General features: G+C 70.8%; 12 protein-coding genes. 5 read left to right on the top strand and 7 right to left on the bottom strand.

Going from position 1 to position 18,428, the window contains the following annotated elements; translation table 11 throughout:
* Positions 1-22 precede the first annotated feature (22 nt).
* The gene (locus SLV14N_RS20845) at positions 23-1,180 is read left to right on the top strand and encodes a betaine/proline/choline family ABC transporter ATP-binding protein (protein WP_208682595.1); all 1,158 of its coding nucleotides are present in this window, start codon (positions 23-25) and stop codon (positions 1,178-1,180) included.
* 97 nt (positions 1,181-1,277) lie between these two features.
* Here the strand turns inward: SLV14N_RS20845 and SLV14N_RS20840 are convergent, their stop codons facing one another.
* Genes SLV14N_RS20840 through SLV14N_RS20830 form a run of 3 tightly spaced genes read right to left on the bottom strand, consistent with a single transcriptional unit; the run spans position 1,278 to position 3,645 of the window.
* On the bottom strand, positions 1,278-2,228 hold the full coding sequence (locus SLV14N_RS20840) for an ABC transporter substrate-binding protein (protein ID WP_263270557.1): 951 nt from the start codon (positions 2,226-2,228) through the stop codon (positions 1,278-1,280).
* Entirely contained in the window at positions 2,225-2,899 is a 675-nt protein-coding gene (locus tag SLV14N_RS20835; RefSeq protein WP_263270556.1) for an ABC transporter permease, read from the bottom strand. The genes SLV14N_RS20840 and SLV14N_RS20835 overlap by 4 nt, the downstream gene beginning before the upstream one ends.
* Positions 2,896-3,645 (bottom strand): ABC transporter permease, encoded by a 750-nt coding sequence (locus SLV14N_RS20830; protein ID WP_208682589.1) that lies wholly within the window; start codon positions 3,643-3,645, stop codon positions 2,896-2,898. Before SLV14N_RS20830 ends, SLV14N_RS20835 begins: the two co-directional genes overlap by 4 nt.
* A 298-nt stretch (positions 3,646-3,943) precedes the next feature.
* Between SLV14N_RS20830 and SLV14N_RS20825 the strand changes: the two genes are divergently transcribed.
* Complete coding sequence (locus tag SLV14N_RS20825; RefSeq protein ID WP_263270555.1) at positions 3,944-4,771, top strand: polysaccharide deacetylase family protein; 828 nt, start codon at positions 3,944-3,946, stop codon at positions 4,769-4,771.
* Between the two features lie 198 nt (positions 4,772-4,969).
* On the opposite strand, the gene SLV14N_RS20820 is transcribed toward SLV14N_RS20825, so the two are convergent.
* Positions 4,970-6,268 (bottom strand): esterase family protein, encoded by a 1,299-nt coding sequence (locus SLV14N_RS20820; RefSeq protein WP_208682585.1) that lies wholly within the window; start codon positions 6,266-6,268, stop codon positions 4,970-4,972.
* 292 nt (positions 6,269-6,560) lie between these two features.
* A complete protein-coding gene (locus SLV14N_RS20815) occupies positions 6,561-8,636 on the bottom strand; it encodes a PhoX family phosphatase (protein ID WP_263270554.1) in 2,076 nt (691 codons plus the stop codon).
* 542 nt (positions 8,637-9,178) lie between these two features.
* On the opposite strand from SLV14N_RS20815, the gene SLV14N_RS20810 reads away from it, so the two are divergent.
* The 3 genes from SLV14N_RS20810 to metG all read left to right on the top strand — a co-directional run bounded on the left by SLV14N_RS20810 (position 9,179) and on the right by metG (position 14,531).
* The gene (locus tag SLV14N_RS20810) at positions 9,179-10,858 is read left to right on the top strand and encodes a VWA domain-containing protein (RefSeq protein ID WP_263270552.1); all 1,680 of its coding nucleotides are present in this window, start codon (positions 9,179-9,181) and stop codon (positions 10,856-10,858) included.
* A gap of 342 nt (positions 10,859-11,200) precedes the next feature.
* Positions 11,201-12,676, top strand: coding sequence for an MFS transporter (locus SLV14N_RS20805; RefSeq protein WP_263270551.1), 1,476 nt, complete (start codon positions 11,201-11,203; stop codon positions 12,674-12,676).
* Positions 12,677-12,815: 139 nt separating this feature from the next.
* Positions 12,816-14,531: a methionine--tRNA ligase gene (metG, locus tag SLV14N_RS20800; protein ID WP_208682577.1), complete on the top strand. Its 1,716-nt coding sequence runs from the start codon at positions 12,816-12,818 to the stop codon at positions 14,529-14,531.
* A gap of 119 nt (positions 14,532-14,650) precedes the next feature.
* Here metG and SLV14N_RS20795 read toward each other — a convergent pair whose 3' ends face one another.
* Together SLV14N_RS20795 and aspS are read right to left on the bottom strand one after the other, a co-directional pair.
* Positions 14,651-16,360 carry a hypothetical protein gene (locus SLV14N_RS20795; protein ID WP_263270549.1) on the bottom strand — a complete coding sequence of 570 codons (1,710 nt, stop codon included), beginning with the start codon at positions 16,358-16,360 and terminating at the stop codon, positions 14,651-14,653.
* A 211-nt stretch (positions 16,361-16,571) separates the two neighbouring features.
* Positions 16,572-18,335 (bottom strand): aspartate--tRNA ligase, encoded by a 1,764-nt coding sequence (gene aspS, locus SLV14N_RS20790; RefSeq protein ID WP_263270548.1) that lies wholly within the window; start codon positions 18,333-18,335, stop codon positions 16,572-16,574.
* Positions 18,336-18,428 lie beyond the last annotated feature (93 nt).

Raw genomic sequence — 18,428 nt, 5'->3', positions numbered from 1 at the left:
GGCCGCGGGATTCAATGGCGCAATGATCCGGTTCGAGTCCGTCACCAAGCGCTACCCCGACGGGACCACCGCCGTCGACGGCCTCTCCTTCGAGGTCGGCGAGGGGGAACTGGTGACACTGGTCGGACCGTCCGGCTGCGGCAAGACGACGACCATGATGATGGTCAACCGGCTCATCGACCCCACGCACGGCCGGATCTGTGTCGACGGTGCGGACATCGCCGGCGTCGACCCGGTCACTCTGCGCCGCGGGATCGGCTATGTCATCCAGCAGACCGGTCTCTTCCCGCACCGCACCGTCCTCGACAACACCGCGACCGTGCCCTTTCTGACCGGCTGGAAGAAGGCCAGGGCCCGCGAGCGGGCCGCCGAACTCCTGGATCTGGTCGGTCTGGACCCGGACGTCTACGGCCCGCGCTACCCCGACCAGCTCTCCGGCGGGCAGCGCCAGCGCGTCGGGGTGGCCCGTGCGCTCGCCGCCGATCCGCCCGTGCTGCTGATGGACGAGCCGTTCGGCGCGGTCGACCCGGTCGTCCGCGACCGGCTGCAGAAGGAGTTTCTGCGGCTGCAGGCCAATCTGCACAAGACGGTGCTGCTGGTCACCCATGACATCGAGGAGGCCATCCGGCTCGGTGACCGGATCGCGGTCTACGGCGCCGGCCGGATCGAGCAGTACGACACCCCCGCGAGCGTCCTCGGCGCCCCCGCCACCCCCTACGTCGCCGAATTCGTCGGTACCGACCGTGCGTTGAAGCAGCTCTCGGTCACCGGTATCGACCGCGGCGACCTCGAACGCCCTCCGTTCGCCCGGCTCGGCGAACCCGCCGCGGACGCCCTGGCCCGGCTGCGGACCGAGGGCGCCCGCTGGGCTGTGGTACTCGACGAGGACGGCACACTGCACGGCTGGGTGGGCACCGAGGAGCTGGCGGGCGGGGAGGGCACGGTCGCCGGTCACGCCCGCCGGATGGAGGCCTGGGTGCCGGTGACCGGCACGCTCAAAGCGGCCTTCAGCGAGATGCTCAAACACGATGCCGGCTGGATCGCGGTCCTGGACGGCCACCGGTTCCTGGGCGTTCTCACCCCGACCACACTCCATGAGGCACTGCGCCGCACCATCGGATCGGACGAGCGGGGGGTACCGCGGGAGCGGGCCGAGGTGGACTCGGTCCCTACGGAGTGAGGGCGCTCCGGGCGACAGGGGGGTGTTTCACGTGAAACGGCGCGCAGCGAGCCAGGACGGGCGTTTCACGTGAAACACCGCGCCCTGGCCTCCCGTGTCAGTTCTTGGGCAACAGCCCTTTGGATTTCAGGTAGTTGCGCGCCACATCCGCCGGCAGCCGCCGCCAGCTGTCCACCTGCTCGTTGAGGTACGCCAGGTCGGCGGTGGTCAGCACCTTGTTGAGGCGGTTGAGTGCGGCGGCCGGGCGCTCGCCGCCCGCCCGCGCGCGGTTGACGACGGGGACGACACAGTCGGCGTTCTGCAGCTTCTTGTCGTCGGTGAGCAGCACCAGACCGAACTGGTCGAGAGTGGCATCGGTGCTGGTGGTCAGCACCATCTGGTCCTGCCCGTTCTGCACGGCCTGCTTGGCGGGCGTGGTGCCGACACCCTTCGGGTCGATGGCCGTGATGTGGATCCCGTAGCGCTTCTTCAGCCCCGGCGCGCAGAACGGCCGCTGGACGCATTCATCGCCCGCGGCCAGACGCACCGGAAGCTTGGCGCTGCCCAGATCACTGAGGGTCTTGAGGTGGTGCTTGCGGGCATAGGAGGCGCTCACCGCGAAGGCGTTCTGGTCGACGGCCCGTCCGGCCGGGAGCACGGTCAGCCCGCGCGGGCCGGCGAGCCGGCGCAGCGCGGCCATGGTGGCGCCGATGTCGGGCGAGGCCACCGGCGCCGCCTTGGAGCCCTTGTTCTTGGCATGGAGCCAGTCCGCGAAGGTGGCGGCGTACTCGGGGACGACATCGATCTGCCCCACCTCCAGGGCGGGTTCGTACAGCTCCCGGTTGCCGACGGTCACGACCCGGGTCCGGTACCCGGCGTGGTCGAGCAGCGCCGCGTACATCTGGGCGAGCAGCTCGCTCTCGGTGAAGCCGGCCGAGCCGATGACCAGTTCACGGCTGTCATCGGGGGAGGCGGTGATCGCGGAGCGGGTCTCCAGCGAGGGGCCGCTGGCGCAGGCCGAGACCCCGAGGACGGCGGCGCCCGCAACGGCCGCCACAGCGGCCCTCATCGGATCCGTCCGCCCGCCCAGCCCGGCGCCCACCGCTGCGCCAGCTCGAAGGCGGCCTCCATCAGCAGCGCGAACACCGCGACCAGCACCGCTCCGGCGACCACCTGCGGGGTGCTGGCCAGGTTGAAGCCCGCGGTGATGATCCGGCCGAGGCCGCCGCCGCCCACCAGCGCGGCGAGCGTGGCGGTGGCCACCAGCTGGACCGCGGCGATCCGGATGCCGGTCAGAGCGAGCGGAGAGGCGAGCGGCACCTCGACCCGCCACACCAGCTGGGCGCCGGTCATCCCCATGCCCCGCGCGGCCCGCACCACGTTCTGGTCCACCTCACGCATCCCGACATACGCATTGGTCAGCAACGGCGGGATGGCGAACAGCACGAGCGCGATGATCGTCGGCCACTGCCCGTGCCGTCCAATCGGGGTGAGCAGCAGCAGGACGAGTACCGCGAAGGTCGGCACCGCGCGGCCGATGTTGGCGAGGTTGACGGCCAGCGCGCCGCCGCGGCCGAGGTGGCCGAGCGTCAGGGCGACCGGCAGCGCGATCAGGGCGCTGATGACCAGGCAGGCGAAGGTGAGCACGAGGTGCTGTTCGAGGCGGTGCCACACGCCGTTCTCCCCTGACCAGTTGGCGGCGGCGGTCAGCCATCTCCAGACCGCGGAGACGGTGTTCATGCCTGCTGCCCGGCCGCGGCGGCCGGCCGCTTCGGTCCGGCGATGGCCCGGGAACGCACCCGCGCCCGCCGGCCCGCCCGGCGCCAGGGCGTGAGCAGCCGTTCCACACCGAGCAGCAGCAGATCCAGGACGACCGCGATCAGCACACAGAGCACGGACGCGGTGAGCACCTGCGCCTTGAAGAACGCATTCATCCCGGAGTAGATGAGGTTCCCCAGTCCGCCGTATCCGACGATGGCACCGACGGTGGTGAGCGCGACCGCCGAGACCGTGGCGATCCGCAGCCCGGCCATCGCCGCCGGTACGGCCAGCGGCAGCTCGACGGTCAGCAGTTGGCGCATCGGCCCGTACCCCATCCCCCGGGCGGCCTCCCTGGCCTCGGCGGGGACCCCGTCCAGCCCCGCCAGGATGTTCCGTACGAGCAGCGTGAGGGAGTACAGCGCGAGGCCGACCACCACGAGGGTGGCGGACAGCCCGTAGAGGGGCAGCAGCAGCGAGAACATCGCCAGCGACGGGATCGTGTAGAGCACGGTGGTGATGCCGAGCACCGGCCCGACCGTCCAGCGTCTGCGGCGGGCCAGCAGCGCCAGCGGGACCGCGATCACCAGCCCGAGCGCCACCGAGATCAGCGTCAGCTGGAGGTGCTGGGCGAGCGCGTCGAGCAGGATCTGCCGACGGGTGCTCAGGTAGTCGCCGCAGATCCAGTCGTTGTGCGCCAGGCAGTCGTCCGGCGGCGGTGCGGTCACGGTACGAGTCCACCGCGGCACGGGCGGGGTGTCGCGGCGGGCGCGTCCGATCGGGGTGGGCGCGGACGGCCTCCACCGCCGCGCCTCCCACCCGCCTCTTCTGCCTCTCCCGCCACGTACACACCACACGTATACACGCGGTGTGTACTACCTATGTATAGTTCCCTCGAGTCCCCTCGACCGCTGTCACCGATGGTCGGCGCGGCGCGGCCCCGCCCCGTACGCGTCGGCTTTGCCATGCGCGAAAACGCAGGTCACGGGCTCGTTGCCGACCACCCGCGCCCGAAGAGAGACCCGTATGCCGAAGCCGATATCCGCGGCCCGCCGCACGTCCATAGCCGGGCTGCTGACGGCCGTCTCCCTGGCCCTGGCCCTCAGCGGCTGCGCCACCTACGACGTCACCGCCCCGGCCGACGCCCGCGCCGAGGCACCGGCGGCCGAGGTCACCAAGAAGGACGCCGCGCTCGCCGCGGGCAAGGACGCCAAGGCCCCCCGGGGCGCGGCCGGTGACGACATCGACTGCCGCAAGGCCAAGTGCGTCGCGCTCACCTTCGACGCGGGCCCCAGCGAGAACACCAACCGCCTGCTGGACATCCTCAAGAAGGAGAAGGTCCGGGCGAGCTTCTTCATGCTCGGCAAGAACCACGTCGAAAAGCGCCCGGCGGAGGTGAAGCGGATCGACACCGAGGGCCATGAGCTGGCCAACCACACCTGGTCGCACCAGATCCTGACCGACATGTCGCCCGAGGCGGCCAAGCGCGAGATGTCACGCCTCCAGGAGGCGGTCCGCAAGATCACCGGCAAGACGCCCCGGCTGATGCGCCCGCCGCAGGGCAGGACCGACGGAAGCGTCTCCGAGATCAGCAAGGACCTCGGCCTGGCGCAGGTCCTGTGGAGCGTGACCGCCAAGGACTACCAGACCAACGACTCGGCCCTGATCACCAAGCGGGTGCTCGAACAGACCGAGCGCGACGGCATCATCCTGCTGCACGACATCTACCGGGGGACCGTGCCGGCCGTGCCCGGCATCCTCAAGGAGCTGAAGAAGCGCGGCTACACGATCGTCACGGTCTCCCAGCTGCTCTCCCCGGCGAAGCCCGAGCCGGGGATGGTCTACCGGCCGTAGCGCGCCACGGCCGGTGCCGCAGCCGCCTTCCGTCACCCCGGCCCGACCCCGGAGGCCTCGGCCGGCCCGGCCGTCCCCTTGCCGCTGAGCCGGTGCCACCAGTGCCGGCGCCGCGGGTGCACGGCCCACCGCCCGGCGTCACGGCACACAACAGGGGCGCCGGACAGCTCCGGCGCCCCTGCTCGGTTCACTTGCGGCTCACCCCCGGGGGCGCTCCGCCTCCACCCGTCGGTGTCCCTTGTCGTCGGACGTCGACGGTGTCGGGGACGGCGTGGTCCGCCGGCCCGGGGCGCCGCCCTTCGCCACACCCGGCTTGCGCTGCGGCACGGCCTCGGTGTCCTGCGGGAACGTCAGCTGCTGGCTCTGCCACTCCAGGGCCGGCACGACCTCACGCCGCCAGGTCGTGAACTGGTGGCTGCCCTGCGGCAGGATGATCGAGTCGACCGTCATCGGCGACTTGGCCGCACGGAGGAACTTCATGGTGTCGCCGTAACCCGCCTCGCCCTTACGGCTGCTGGCCACCAGCGCGGAGATCTGCGGTGCGGGCAGGTTCTTCAGCCGCCACAGCAGATCGTGCTCCCGCTCGCGGCGGGCGCCGTCCGGGCCGGGGCCGAAGAGGCTGCCGGTGGTCAGGTCGTCCTTGATCGCGTAGTCACCGGAGAGCGAGACCGCCGAGGTGTAGACCTTCGGGTTGCGCATCGCCAGCTGCAGCGAGCAGGTACCGCCGGACGAGTAGCCGAACGCACCCCAGGCACTGGGGTCACGGCCCACCCGGTAGGCCGACTTCATGGCGTCCGGCAGGTCCTTGGTGAAGAACGTCTCGGCCTGCGGCCCGTTCGGCACGTCCACGCACTCGGTGTCGCGCGGCGGGGCGATCGTCGGCCGGACCATCACGATCACCGTCGGCTGCATCTTGCCCTGCGCGATCAGCCGGCCCGCGTTCTGCGGCACCTGGAGGTGCTGCGCAAGGTTCATGATCCCGCCGGGGTAGCCGCTGATGACGACCATGACGGGGAACCGCTGCCGGCGGAACTGCTGCTGGAAATACTGCGGCGGCAGATAGACGAAGCCCGGGTTGATGGCCCGGCTGCGACGGCCGACGATCTTCACGGACTCGACCTTGCCCACCCGGTCCGCGGGCCCCTTGGGCAGTCCGGTCACCCGGTCGAGCCCCTGCGGACCGGCCGGCTGGACGAGCCCGCCCTTCAGGTTGCCGACCGAGGCGTACTGGCCGCCGCCCTGGCTCACGGAGGCCGGCGCCTCCTCGGTGTTGCCCAGCAGTTCGTCCCAGTTGCCGTAGAACTCGAAGTTGGTGTTCACGGCGAGGGCGAGCGCACACACGATCGACACCTGGGTGACCACGATCGCGCCCAGCCTGCCGAGGACCGCCCCCACCCCGCGCCGCGCCAGGCGGGGCCAGAGCCAGACCGTGGCGGCCACACAGAGCACCGCCAGCACGATCACCGTGTATTCGAGCGACTGACTGGTCAGCCCCATGCGCCCACATCTCCCGTCACCCTAGGAAGGGTTCTTGCCTTCTTAACCGGCCGCCTTAGGCACAACGGACGGCTCAGGACAATGGTCACCGGAGAAGACGGGCACACCTGCGCATCGGATACCTGAACGACCTACTTCTTACCCTGCTCTTGCCACATCGTTTCCGCGGCGTGATGTGGAGGCCGGGGGGAGAGCCGCCGGGCGCGTCGCGGGACGGGGCCGGGGCCCGTGGAAGGGGCAGCGGCCCGCGGGACGGGGAGCCGGTGCCCGCCCCACGGGCCGCCGTCCGCTCTCAGACCCCGATGTCCCGTCCGTCCTTCCGCCACACGCTCACCACGGACGGCCGGACCAACTCCCCTTCGCCGTCCGGCCATTGCGAGGCGGGCCGCTCGACACTCGCCCCGTCCACCTCACCCGGATGCTGCACGGCGACCAGCACCCGCCGCTCCTGCACGACCGGCCCGCAGGTCTCGGCCCCCGTGGGCACCGTCAGGAACTGCCTGACCTCACCCCGCCGTTCTCCCGCGGTCGCCACCCCGAACAGCCCGTCATGGCTGCCCAGCGCATTTCCGTCGGTCGATATCCACAGATTTCCGTGCACATCAAAGGTGATGTTGTCCGGGCAGGAAATCGGGCTGACCTGGTCCTTGGGGAATCCGCCGAAATAGGTCGCCGGGTCCTCCGGGTCACCGCAGACCAGGAACAGCCGCCAGTCGAAACGGTCCGCCGCCGGGTCGTCCGACCGCTCGCTCAGTTCCAGAACCTGCCCGTGCTTGTTCTCCTTGCGCGGATTGACCTCGTCCGCCGGAGCCTTGCCGGCCTTCCCCCGGTCGCTGTTATTGGTCAGCGCGATATAGACCCGTCCGGTACGCGGGCTGGGCTCGACGTCCTCCGGCCGGTCCATCTTCGTGGCGCCCACCTTGTCGGCAGCGATCCGCGTGAAGACATACACCTCTTCCGCCGTCATTCCCGGCACATACGAGGTGTCACCGCTCGCCAGCGGAATCCACTCCCCCGACCCGTCGAACGCCCCGTCCTTCGGCAGCTTGCCCGACCCGTCGATCTCCCCCGCCGCACTGTCACCGGTGAACTTGGCGGCATAGAGCGTCCCCTCGTCCAGCAGCGTCCGGTTGTGCTCCCGCGCGGCCCGCGAAGTGCCCCGCTTCATCCGCCGGGCGGAGACGAACTTGTAGAAGTAGTCGAACTTCTCGTCATCGCCCATGTAGAGAACGGGCCGGCCGTCCGCCGTCAGGCGCGGTTCGGCCGCCTCGTGCTTGAACCGCCCCAGCGCCGTCAGCTTCCGCGGTGTCGACTCGGGGTCGTAGGGATCGATCTCCACGACCCATCCGAACCGGTGCGCCTCATTCGGCTCCCGCACCACATCGAAGCGCTTGTCGAACCGCTCCCACTTACGCTGGCTCGCCCCGCCGGTAATGCCGTACCGCTTGAGCCGGGCCGCCGCCGTCGGATCGGTGACACTGTCCCCATTGGCGAAATACTGGTTGAAATTCTCCTCGCCGGACAGCACCGTCCCCCACGGCGTGATGCCACCGCCGCAGTTGTTGAGCGTCCCCAGAATCCGCGTCCCCTCGGGATCGGCGGAGGTCTTCAGCAGATCGCTGCCCGCCGCGGGGCCGGTGACGTCGAATGGCGTGGTGCCGGTGATCCGCCGGTTGAGCCGGTGCCGGGACACCGCCGTCAGCCGCCCGCTGTGCCGCTCCTCCTGTACGACCAGCACGGACAGCCCGTGCGCCGCCCAGCCGATCTCGGCCTGCTCCCGCGTCGGCGCCTCCGCGTCGTACCCGGCGAACATCAGCTGCTCGTCGGTGTACTCGTGGTTGATCACCATCAGCTGCCGGTGCCGCTCGCCCGGCACGTCCAGCACGGCCATGTAGTCGTTGTTGTAACCGAACTGCCCCGCCTGCGCCTTCGCCGACTGCCGGTCCGGGTCGAACGCCGGCGCCCCACGCAGGATCGGGTCGCCCCACCGGACGATGATGTTCTGGGTGTGCCCCTCCGGGACGACCACCGCATCGGCCGTATTCGGCGCCACCGTGGCGAACCGCAGTCCGCGCGCCGCCTTGTGGCCCTTCCCGCCCCGTGGCGCCTGGCCAGGACCCGGCGCCGCCACGGCCGCCGGCGCCCCCACGCCGCCCGCCACGCCCCCGGCTGCCGCCGCCACCGTCACGACCGCGGCGGCCCGCACCATCGAACGCCGGGACAGCGCACCGGCGATGACCTCACCGACGTAGGCGTTGTCGCTCGTATTGGGCGTCTCGTGAAAACAGGCGTCACCACAGCGGTACCGGCACGTCAGGGCCGAACGCCCACCAGGGTGCGAGCCGATCAACGGCAGGAACTTGCGCACATTTCCCCCTCTTTAGCGGTGTCGAACGATGTCGAACGGTTTTGAGCGCAGTCGAACGGATTCGAGCGCAAGCGTTCGGTTCGCGGTCATGGTTCGCCGCGACGCTAAGGGGGCCGTTCCGCCGCACGACGACGCAAACATGAACAGACGGTGAATCCGGGGGTACGGCAGGCCCGCGCGGCACCGTACGAGGGGTCAATCCCGGTTCCAGGGAAGGTCGAGACGGCGCATACGACTGCGGCGCAGATCGCGGGAAGGATTCAGTCCGGTATCGAAAATCCCGCACGGGACCATGCGCCGCGATGGTGTTCACACTGCTGATCAACCTCGTACGCAGGACCGATGTCTTCTCGGCGGGACTCCGGCGCCCCGGCCGAAACCATTCGGCCCGCCACAGCCCCCGGATGGCCCATCACACAAGGCGCGGGGTCCCACGATGAGGCCGGTCCCGGCCGCTACGCTTACGTATCCGTCCTGGTCAGGGACATGTCCGTGCTTCACGGACATACGCCGCACCCAGCACACGCAAGAGAGGTTCGCCGATGGGCATTCGGAGTCTGCTGCGCAACGCTTTCGGTCGCTCCAAGGCGACCCGTGAAGAAACCGGCGCGGCCCCGAGCGGCGCCGACAAGCCGGAGTCCGCGACCATCCCGGAGGCCCGCGAGGAGTCCACACCGGCCCCCGCCACCCCGGAAGCTGAAGTTCCGGCCGCCCGGACGGCCCCCTCGGAGGCCCCCGTCGCGGACCCGGCGCCGACCACCGCAACGCTGCCCGCGCAGGGCAGCCGCGCGGACCGTGCGGACCGGGCCGCGGCTGAGCCCGCGCCGGACGCCGCCGCGACGGCCACGCCGTCGGCCCCGGCCGAGGCCGTCGAAGCGGGCGACGCGGTCGAGGAGGCCGAGAAGGCCGAGGCGGGCTCGGCCAAGGAGGCAGCTGCGGCCGAGGACGACGCCGTCGCCGATCTCGTGAGCCAGGCCTTCGACAACCCGAACCCGGCGCCGACGGCCACGGCCGAGCCCACCGCCGGGCCCTCCGCCGGGTCCGCCGAGCCGGCGGCCGAGGCGAAGGCGGAGCCGGCGGCCGAGACGGAGGCCGTCGCGGAGCCCGAGGCCGAGGCGGTCGCGGAGTCCGTCGCGGAGCCCAAGGCGGACGCAGAGCCCAAGGCGGACGCAGAGCCCGAGCCGGTCGCGGAGCCCGCGGAGCCGGAGGCGGACAAGAAGGCGGCGGCCGAGCCGGAGCCCGTACAGCAGCCGGAGCCCGAGCCCGAGGCGAAGCCGGAACCCGTGGCGGCGGAGGCACAGCCCGCCACCGAGCCCGAGGCCACGCCGGAACCGGCACCGGAGGCCGAGGCGAAGCCCGCGGCCGAGCAGCCCAAGGACGAGCCGAAGGCAGCGGCGCCCAAGACGGCCGAGCCCAAGACGGCCGAGCCGAAGGACGCAGCGCCGAAGGCCGACCAGCCGGCAGCGGACCAGCCCGAGGCCGAGCCCGAGGACGTCACCGCTCCCGCCGCCGCGGCCTCGCTCCCCTCCGTCGCCCCCGCCCTGGTCAGCCTCTACAAGTCCGCGGGCAGCACCCTGGACAAGCACGGCCTCGCCACCCAGCGTGCCGCCGTCTACCTGGTCCTGGACCGCTCCGGCTCGATGCGCAACTACTACAAGGACGGCACCGTCCAGAACCTCGCGGAGCAGGCCCTCGGCCTCTCCGCCCACCTCGACGACGATGCCACCGTCCCGGTCGTCTTCTTCTCCACCGACATCGACGGCACGGCCGAGATCGACCTCACCAACTACGAGGGCCGCATCGAGGAACTGCACGCCGGCCTGGGCCACATGGGCCGTACGAACTACCACTGGGCCATCAACGCGGTCGTCGAGCACTACAAGAAGTCCGGCGCCACCGCCCCGGCCTTCGTCATCTTCCAGACCGACGGCGCCCCGACCTCCAAGCCGGCCGCCGAGAAGGCCCTCTGCGAGGCGGCCGGACTCCCCATCTTCTGGCAGTTCATCGGCTTCGGTGACCCGGACGCCAAGGGCTTCGACTTCCTCCGCAAGCTGGACGACCTGGCCGTCCCGGAGAAGCGCGCCGTCGACAACGCCGGCTTCTTCCACGCCGGCCGCGACCCGCGCAGCCTCTCCCACGACGCGCTCTACCAGCAGCTGATGGTCGAGTTCCCCGAGTGGCTCGCCGAGGCCCGCACGGCCGGCGTCCTCAAGGACAGCTGACCACCCGCACCTCCACCACACCCGACACCTCACCGGCCGCGGCCGGGCTCCCACGGGCCCGGCCGCGGCCGCCGTCTTGCGCGCCCGTGACCACGGCGCCGCCGCACACCACAAGAGGCGAGGCCCCGCGCCCCTACCTACGCTGAATGGGTGAAGCGCTCCGTTTGATCCGGTTGCTCCGGGGTGGGGCGGCGGGGTGGCCGGGGTGGCCGTACCAGCCGAGCGAGGCGGGTCGTGATGAGTGACGCGAGCCAAGAGGGAGGTCCCGCTCCCCCTCCCAAACCCAGCACTCCCCGTTGGGCCGCGCCCCCGAAGCCGGATCCGCGGCGCTGGTGGGGCCTCGTGGTGATTGCGATTGCGCAGCTGATGGTGGTGCTGGACGCGACCATCGTGAACATCGCGCTGCCGTCGGCCCAGCGGGATCTGGGGATGTCGGACGCCAACCGGCAGTGGGTGATCACCGCGTACACGCTGGCGTTCGGCGGGCTGCTGCTGCTCGGCGGGCGGATCGCCGACCTGGTGGGGCGGAAGCGGACGTTCATGATCGGGCTGGTCGGGTTCGCGGTCGCGTCGGGGCTGGGCGGTGCGGCCACCGGGTCCGGGCTGCTGTTCGGGGCGCGGGCGCTGCAGGGCGCCTTCGGGGCGCTGCTGGCTCCGTCCGCGCTGTCGCTGCTCACCACGACGTTCACCATCGGGAAGGAGCGGAGCAAGGCCTTCGGGATCTACGGGGCCATCGCGGGCGGTGGCGCGGCCATCGGACTGATCGCCGGCGGGCTGCTGACCGAGTACCTGGACTGGCGCTGGTGTCTGTATGTGAATGTGCCGATCGCGGTGATCGCTTTCGTGGGGGCCGCGGTGTTTCTGCACGACAAGACGGAGCGGGGCCGCGTTCACCTGGACGTTCCGGGTGCGGTGCTGGGCTGCGGCGGTCTGGTCGCGATCGTTTACGGGTGCAGTGAGGCGCAGCCACGGGGGTGGGGTGACGGGGTGGTCATCGGGCTGCTGGTGGGCGGTGCGGTGCTGCTGGCCGTCTTTGCGTGGTGGCAGACGCGGGCACCGCATCCCCTGCTGCCGTTGCACATCGTGCGGGACCGGAATCGCGGTGGCGCCTTCCTGACCATGGGACTGGCGGTCATCGCGATGTTCGGGATGTTCCTGTTCATGACCTACTACCTGCAGACCGTGCTCGGCTATTCACCGGTCAGGACCGGGATGGCCTTCCTCCCGATGGTGGCCGCGATCGTGGTCGGCTCGACCCAGATCTCGGCGCGGCTGCTGCACCGGATCCCGCCACGGTTCCTGATGGTCCCGGGCGCACTGCTCGCCGCCGTGGGGCTCTACACCCTGACGTATCTGACCGCCCTGCCCGCGTATGTGTCGCATGTGCTTCCGGCCATGCTGCTCGTCGGGCTCGGGATGGGCCTGATCTTCATGCCGGTGATGGCGACGGCCACGTCCGGGGTGGCGCCGCACGACTCGGGAGTCACGTCCGCGACGGTCAACACGGCGCAGCAGGTGGGTGGTTCGATCGGTACGGCGCTGCTGAACACGATCGCCACCTCGACGAGTGCGGTGTTCATCGCGGACCACCTGGCGGACGCGGCCCGCAAGGGCGGCGGACTGGGGCTCACCCCGGCGGTGCGGGACCAGATCGTGAAAAACGGGGTGGTGCACGGCTTCAACGTCGCCATCGGGGTGGCGTCGGTGATCATGCTGCTCGCCGCGCTCGTCGCCGGACTCATGGTCAACGGCCGGGCGCCGAAGCACGGCCGGACCCCGGCGGGGGACAGCGCGGAGTCGGCGGACGCGGCCGTGTGAGAGCGGGCGGCGGGCGGGGTGAGCAGGGCCTCGTCCGCCGCCGGAAAACCCGCGCGGGCGCCCCTGGCCCGTCCAGTACGATATTGACGTTCCGTAAAGCAAATCCTCACTCACCGTAGCGACTTGGGAGCAGCCGGCAATGGCTCGACACCTCATCACCAGCGCCCTTCCGTATATCAACGGGATCAAGCACCTGGGCAACATGGTGGGGTCCATGCTCCCGGCCGATGTCTATGCCCGGTATATGCGGCAGCGCGGGCACGATGTGCTCTACATCTGCGCGACGGACGAGCACGGGACCCCTGCCGAGCTGGCGGCGAAGGACGCGGGGCAGTCGGTCGACGCGTTCTGTGCCGAGCAGCACGACAAGCAGAAGGCGATCTACGAGGGCTTCGGCCTCGAATTCGACTACTTCGGGCGGAGCTCGTCGCGGGAGAACGTGGAGCTGACGCAGCACTTCGCGCGCAAGCTGCACGAGAACGGCTTCATCGAGGAGCGGGCGATCCGCCAGGTCTTCTCGATCGCCGACGACCGCTTCCTGCCGGACCGCTACATCGTCGGCACCTGTCCGCACTGCGGCTACGACAAGGCGCGCGGCGACCAGTGCGAGAACTGCACCCGGGTGCTCGACCCGACCGATCTGATCGACGCCCGCTCGGCGATCAGCGGCAGCGGCGAGCTGGAGGTGCGGGAGACCAAGCACCTCTTCCTGCTCCAGTCGAAGCTGCAGCACGAGGTCGAGGGCTGGCTGGACGGCAACGGCAGCCGGGAGTGGCCGACGCTGGCCTCGTCCATCGCGCACAAGTGGCTGACGGAAGGCCTCCAGGACCGGGCGATCACCCGTGACCTGGACTGGGGTGTTCCGGTGCCGGCCGATGTGTGGCCGGAGCTGGCGGCCGAGGGCAAGGTCTTCTACGTATGGTTCGACGCGCCGATCGAGTACATCGGCTCGACGAAGGAGTGGGCGGACGTCGACCCGGAGAACCGCGACTGGAAGTCGTGGTGGTACGAGGCCGATGACGTCCGGTACACGGAGTTCATGGCCAAGGACAATGTGCCGTTCCACTCCGTGATGTTCCCGGCGACGCAGCTGGGGACCCGCGAGCCGTGGAAGAAGGTCGACTTCCTCAAGGCCTTCAACTGGCTCAACTACTACGGCGGGAAGTTCTCCACCTCCCAGCGGCGCGGCATCTTCACGGACGCGGCGCTGGAGCTGCTGCCGGCCGACTACTGGCGCTACTTCCTGATCGCCAACGCCCCGGAGTCGGACGACACCTCCTTCACCTGGGAGCTGTTCTCGGCCTCGGTCAACAAGGACCTGGCGGACACGCTCGGCAACTTCGTCAACCGGGTGCTGTCGTTCTCCCGGAAGCGGTTCGGTGACGAGGTGCCCGCGGGCGCCGAGGCCGGGGCCGCGGAGCAGAAGCTGGGCGAGGAGATCGCCGGGCTGCTGGCGGAGTACGAGGGCCACATGGAGGCCCTGCAGTTCCGCAAGGCCGCGGCGTCGCTGCGCGCCCTGTGGAGCGCGGGCAACTCCTACCTGGAGGAGAAGGCCCCGTGGCTGGAGATCAAGACCGACAAGGACGCCGCGGCCCTGACGCTGCGTACGGCGATGAACCTGATCCATCTGTACGCGATCATCTCCGAGCCGTTCATCCCGTCGTCGGCCAAGGCGATGCGGGGCGCCTTCGCGCTGGAGAACGACACGGCCGTGTGGGTCTCCCAGGAGGAGGCGAAGGCGCTGGCCTCGGTGCCGGCCGGCACGCCCTTCACGGTGCCGCCGGTGCTCTTCGCGAAGATCACCGAGGACGACCTGGAGGCCTACCGCGAGCGCTTCGGCGGCGCGGAGCAGTAGCAATCCCCTCCTGACCGCGGACGCCTCCGCGGCGGGGAGACGGCAAGCCCTGCGCGCCCGTCCGGCCTTCGAGGCCGGGCGGGCGCGCGTCTATGCGGGCCCGCCCGGCCGTGGCGGGCTCAGGGCCGGGTCGGCGGGGACACAAAGGCGTGCAGTGACTCCATGCCCGGCATCGGCGGCAGCGGGACCGGGCGCCAGCCACGGGCGTAGGCCGGCGGCTTACGGCCCATGACCAGGACGGCGGCGGGCCGGGTCGTGGCCAGCCGGGCCAGGCCCGCGGGGGTGATACCGGCGTCATGGCCCTCGGGCTGCCGGGACGCACAGCCCGCCTGGTACGCCACCCGTACCGCCTCCTCGCCGCTCACCACACAGGGCGGCCGCAGACCGGCCCGGCGCAGCGTCTCGGAGATCCGGCCGAGGCCGTTCTGGGCGCGTACCGTGCTCTGCTCCATCTTGTGCAGGATCGCCAGCTGGATGACCTCATGGCCCATCAGGATGAGGACGAGGGCGGCCACCGCCCAGGCGTGCCGGCGGCGCGGCAGCCGGGTCAGCCAGTACAGGAACCATGCGGCGGGCATCAGCAGCAGGGCGTACGCGGGCAGCAGGAAGCGCGGCGCCGCGTAATCCACCGTCAGAAGGTAAGGGGCGGCGAGACAGAGACCGGTCAGGGCCGGGACGACGAGCGGAGCCGGTCCGTTGCGGTGCAGCGGGCCGACGGGGTCGCGCAGCCGTACCGCGGGCCACACCGGACCGTGGCGGTGCGGCTCACCGACGGGCTCGCGGCTGCCCGGACGGACGGGCGCCAGCCCGAGCGGCTGCGGGCCACCGCCACGCTCCGCGGACGCCCACGCCGGACCGTACCGGTGCAGCGCACCACCGGACTCCCGGGCGCGCAGCGCCACCCACACCGCCCCGATGACCGCCAGGGGCAGCAGGAACCACCACACCGCCGTCACCGGATGCTCCCAGGACAGCTGGCAGGGGCGGCACAGCGTCTTGCCCTGCAGGGAGCGGGCATGGTCGTCGAAGGACAGGTGCCAGCCGAGGCCGCCCTGGATCCCCGCGGCCTGCCGCAGCCGGGCCAGGAGCCCGCCGTAGGACAGATACGCCTCCGCGACCCACTCGGCGCACCCCAGGGCCAGCCCGGCCGGCAGCGCCAGCAGCACGGCGGGGCGCCGCCATGACGGGACGCACAGCGCCGCGGCGAAGAGCGGCACGGTCAGCCAGACGGCGTCGGTGGGACGCATCAGCGCGGCCACCGCCACCGCGAGGGCGAGTCCGGCCGCCGCGCCCCGGCCGGCACGGGGGGCCAGTTGCCGGGACGGCTGCCGTACGGCGAGCAGGAAGCAGCCGGTGGCGGCGAGCGCGGCGTAGGCGACCCACAGGTTGGGCATCGCCTGCGGGCCGTAGAAGAGCGTGATCCACAGACCGGCGAACAGCGCGCCGCCCAGGGCCGGTACGGGGGCCGGCAGCAGCCGCCGCCAGACGCACAGGCTGAGCAGGAGCCCGGCGCCGGAGAGCACCGCCAGGTAGCAGTGCAGCACGGTGGCCGAGGTCGTCAGCACGGCGACCGGGGCGAGGAGGAAGCTGACGCCGCGGGCGCGCGGGGCGCTGAAGAACGCGGCCGGCGTATGGCGGTCGACCTGGCTGACGTACACCGTCTCGTCCCAGCCCAGACCGGGGGTGGTCAGGGCGGAGTGGACCAGGAGGACGGTGAAGGCGGCGGCCACGGCGAGGAGCCACCACAGGTCATGGGCCGCAACGGAACGCGTTACGCGGGCCCTCGGCCCCGGGCCGGGCGGAGCGGAGAGGAGGCTGGCTTGCTGCATGGGCACCACAGTGCGGGCGCCGACGGGGCACGGCCACATGAGTGGAGCGGTCGGGGCACCCGGGCCGGTGCGCCGTGCCCGTTCCGGGCCGGGGACCGCCTGACCGCCGCGACCCGTCCGACAACGCAGGGGCCCCGAACGGGCCGGGGCGGCGTTTCACGTGAAACGCCGCCCCTCAGCCTGTCCGAGGCCCTTTGTCCCTCAGCGGTGCCTACTTCACCTGCGGCTTGCGCAGGGAGAGGTGCAGCTCCTTGAGGCGTGCCTCCTCGACCTCGCTCGGGGCGCCCATCAGCAGGTCCTGGGCGTTGCCGTTGAGCGGGAAGGCGATGGTCTCGCGGATGTTGGGCTCGTCGGCCAGCAGCATGACGATGCGGTCGACGCCGGGGGCGATGCCACCGTGCGGCGGGGCGCCGAACTTGAAGGCGCGCAGCATGCCGCCGAACTCGGCCTCGACCGTGTCCTTGTCGTAGCCGGCGATCGCGAAGGCCTTGTACATGACCTCGGGCTCGTGGTTACGGATCGCGCCGGAGGACAGCTCGGTGCCGTTGCAGACGATGTCGTACTGCCAGGCCAGGATGTCCAGCGGGTCCTTGGTCTCCAGCGCCTCCAGACCGCCCTGCGGCATGGAGAACGGGTTGTGCGAGAACTCGATCTTGCCGGTGTCCTCGTCCTTCTCGAACATCGGGAAGTCGACGATCCAGCAGAAGCGGAACTCGTCCTCGACGAAGTGGCCGGCACGCTTGGCGACCTCGACGCGGACCGCGCCCATGATCTTGGAGACCTCGTCGAACTCACCGGCGCCGAAGAAGACGGCATGGCCGGGCTTGAGGTCCAGGGCGACGACCAGCGACTTGATGTCGTCCTCGGTGAGGAACTTGGCGATCGGGCCGGTCAGTGCGTTGTCCTCGCCGACCCGGACCCAGGCCAGGCCCTTGGCGCCCTGCTGGACGGCGAAGTCGCCCAGCTGGTCGAAGAACTTGCGCGGCTGGTCGGCGGTGTCCGGCACGGCCAGGGCACGGACGTGCTTGTCGGCGAAGGCCTTGAAGCCGGAGCCCGCGAAGACGTCGGAGACATCCACCAGCTCCAGCTCGGCGCGCAGGTCCGGCTTGTCGGAGCCGTACTTGAGCATCGCCTCGCGGAACGGGATGCGCGGGAACGGGGAGGTGACCGTGCGGCCGTTGCCGAACTCGGTGAACAGCTCGGTCATCAGCTTCTCGACGGGCTGGAAGACGTCTTCCTGCTCGACGAAGCTCATCTCGACATCGAGCTGGTAGAACTCGCCCGGCGAACGGTCCGCACGGGCGTCCTCGTCGCGGAAGCAGGGCGCGATCTGGAAGTAGCGGTCGAACCCGGCGATCATCAGCAGCTGCTTGAACTGCTGCGGGGCCTGCGGCAGCGCGTAGAACTTGCCGGCGTGCAGACGGGAGGGGACCAGGAAGTCGCGGGCGCCCTCGGGCGAGGTCGCGGAGAGGATCGGGGTCGCCATCTCGTTGAAGCCGAGGGCCACCATCTTGTGGCGGATGGCGGAGATCACGGCGGTGCGCAGCATGATGTTGCGGTGCATCCGCTCACGGCGCAGGTCAAGGAAGCGGTACTCGAGGCGCTTCTCCTCGTTGACGCCGTCGTCCGCGTTGATCGTGAAGGGGATCTGGTCGGCGGCGCCGAGCACCTCGACCTCGGTGACCTCGATCTCGATCTCACCGGTCGGCAGGTCGGGGTTGACGTTGTCGGCACCGCGCGCGCTGACCTTGCCGTCGATGCGGACGACGGTCTCCTTGGTCAGCGAGCCGAGGGCCTCGTTGGCCGGGGTGCCGGGGCGGGCGACGAGCTGGACCAGACCGTAGTGGTCGCGCAGATCGATGAAGAGGATGCCGCCCAGGTCACGTCGATTGTGCAGCCAGCCGCTGAGGCGGACGTCGGTGTCGACGTCCGTGGCTCGGAGCTCGCCGCAGTTATGGGACCGGTACCGATGCATCGCTCATCCAAGTCGTCGCGAGTGTCGAGGTGAGGAGTTGTCGGGAGAGGGAGAGGAAAAGGAGTACGGGCTCACACGCCCGGTCGCTCTCCC

The sequence above is a fragment of the Streptomyces sp. Je 1-4 4N24 genome, from assembly GCF_026239515.1.
GTDB lineage: Bacteria > Actinomycetota > Actinomycetes > Streptomycetales > Streptomycetaceae > Streptomyces > Streptomyces nigrescens.
Note: the sequence above shows the minus strand (reverse complement) of the source record. Positions and strands in the feature narration are given on the sequence as shown.

Coding starts and splice junctions, on each gene's coding strand:
- aspS (WP_263270548.1), bottom strand. CDS start 18,335: ATGCATCGGTACCGGTCCCATAACTGCGGCGAGCTCCGAGCCACGGAC.
- SLV14N_RS20835 (WP_263270556.1), bottom strand. CDS start 2,899: ATGAACACCGTCTCCGCGGTCTGGAGATGGCTGACCGCCGCCGCCAAC.
- metG (WP_208682577.1), top strand. CDS start 12,816: ATGGCTCGACACCTCATCACCAGCGCCCTTCCGTATATCAACGGGATC.
- SLV14N_RS20795 (WP_263270549.1), bottom strand. CDS start 16,360: ATGCAGCAAGCCAGCCTCCTCTCCGCTCCGCCCGGCCCGGGGCCGAGG.
- SLV14N_RS20840 (WP_263270557.1), bottom strand. CDS start 2,228: ATGAGGGCCGCTGTGGCGGCCGTTGCGGGCGCCGCCGTCCTCGGGGTC.
- SLV14N_RS20820 (WP_208682585.1), bottom strand. CDS start 6,268: ATGGGGCTGACCAGTCAGTCGCTCGAATACACGGTGATCGTGCTGGCG.
- SLV14N_RS20845 (WP_208682595.1), top strand. CDS start 23: ATGATCCGGTTCGAGTCCGTCACCAAGCGCTACCCCGACGGGACCACC.
- SLV14N_RS20810 (WP_263270552.1), top strand. CDS start 9,179: ATGGGCATTCGGAGTCTGCTGCGCAACGCTTTCGGTCGCTCCAAGGCG.
- SLV14N_RS20825 (WP_263270555.1), top strand. CDS start 3,944: ATGCCGAAGCCGATATCCGCGGCCCGCCGCACGTCCATAGCCGGGCTG.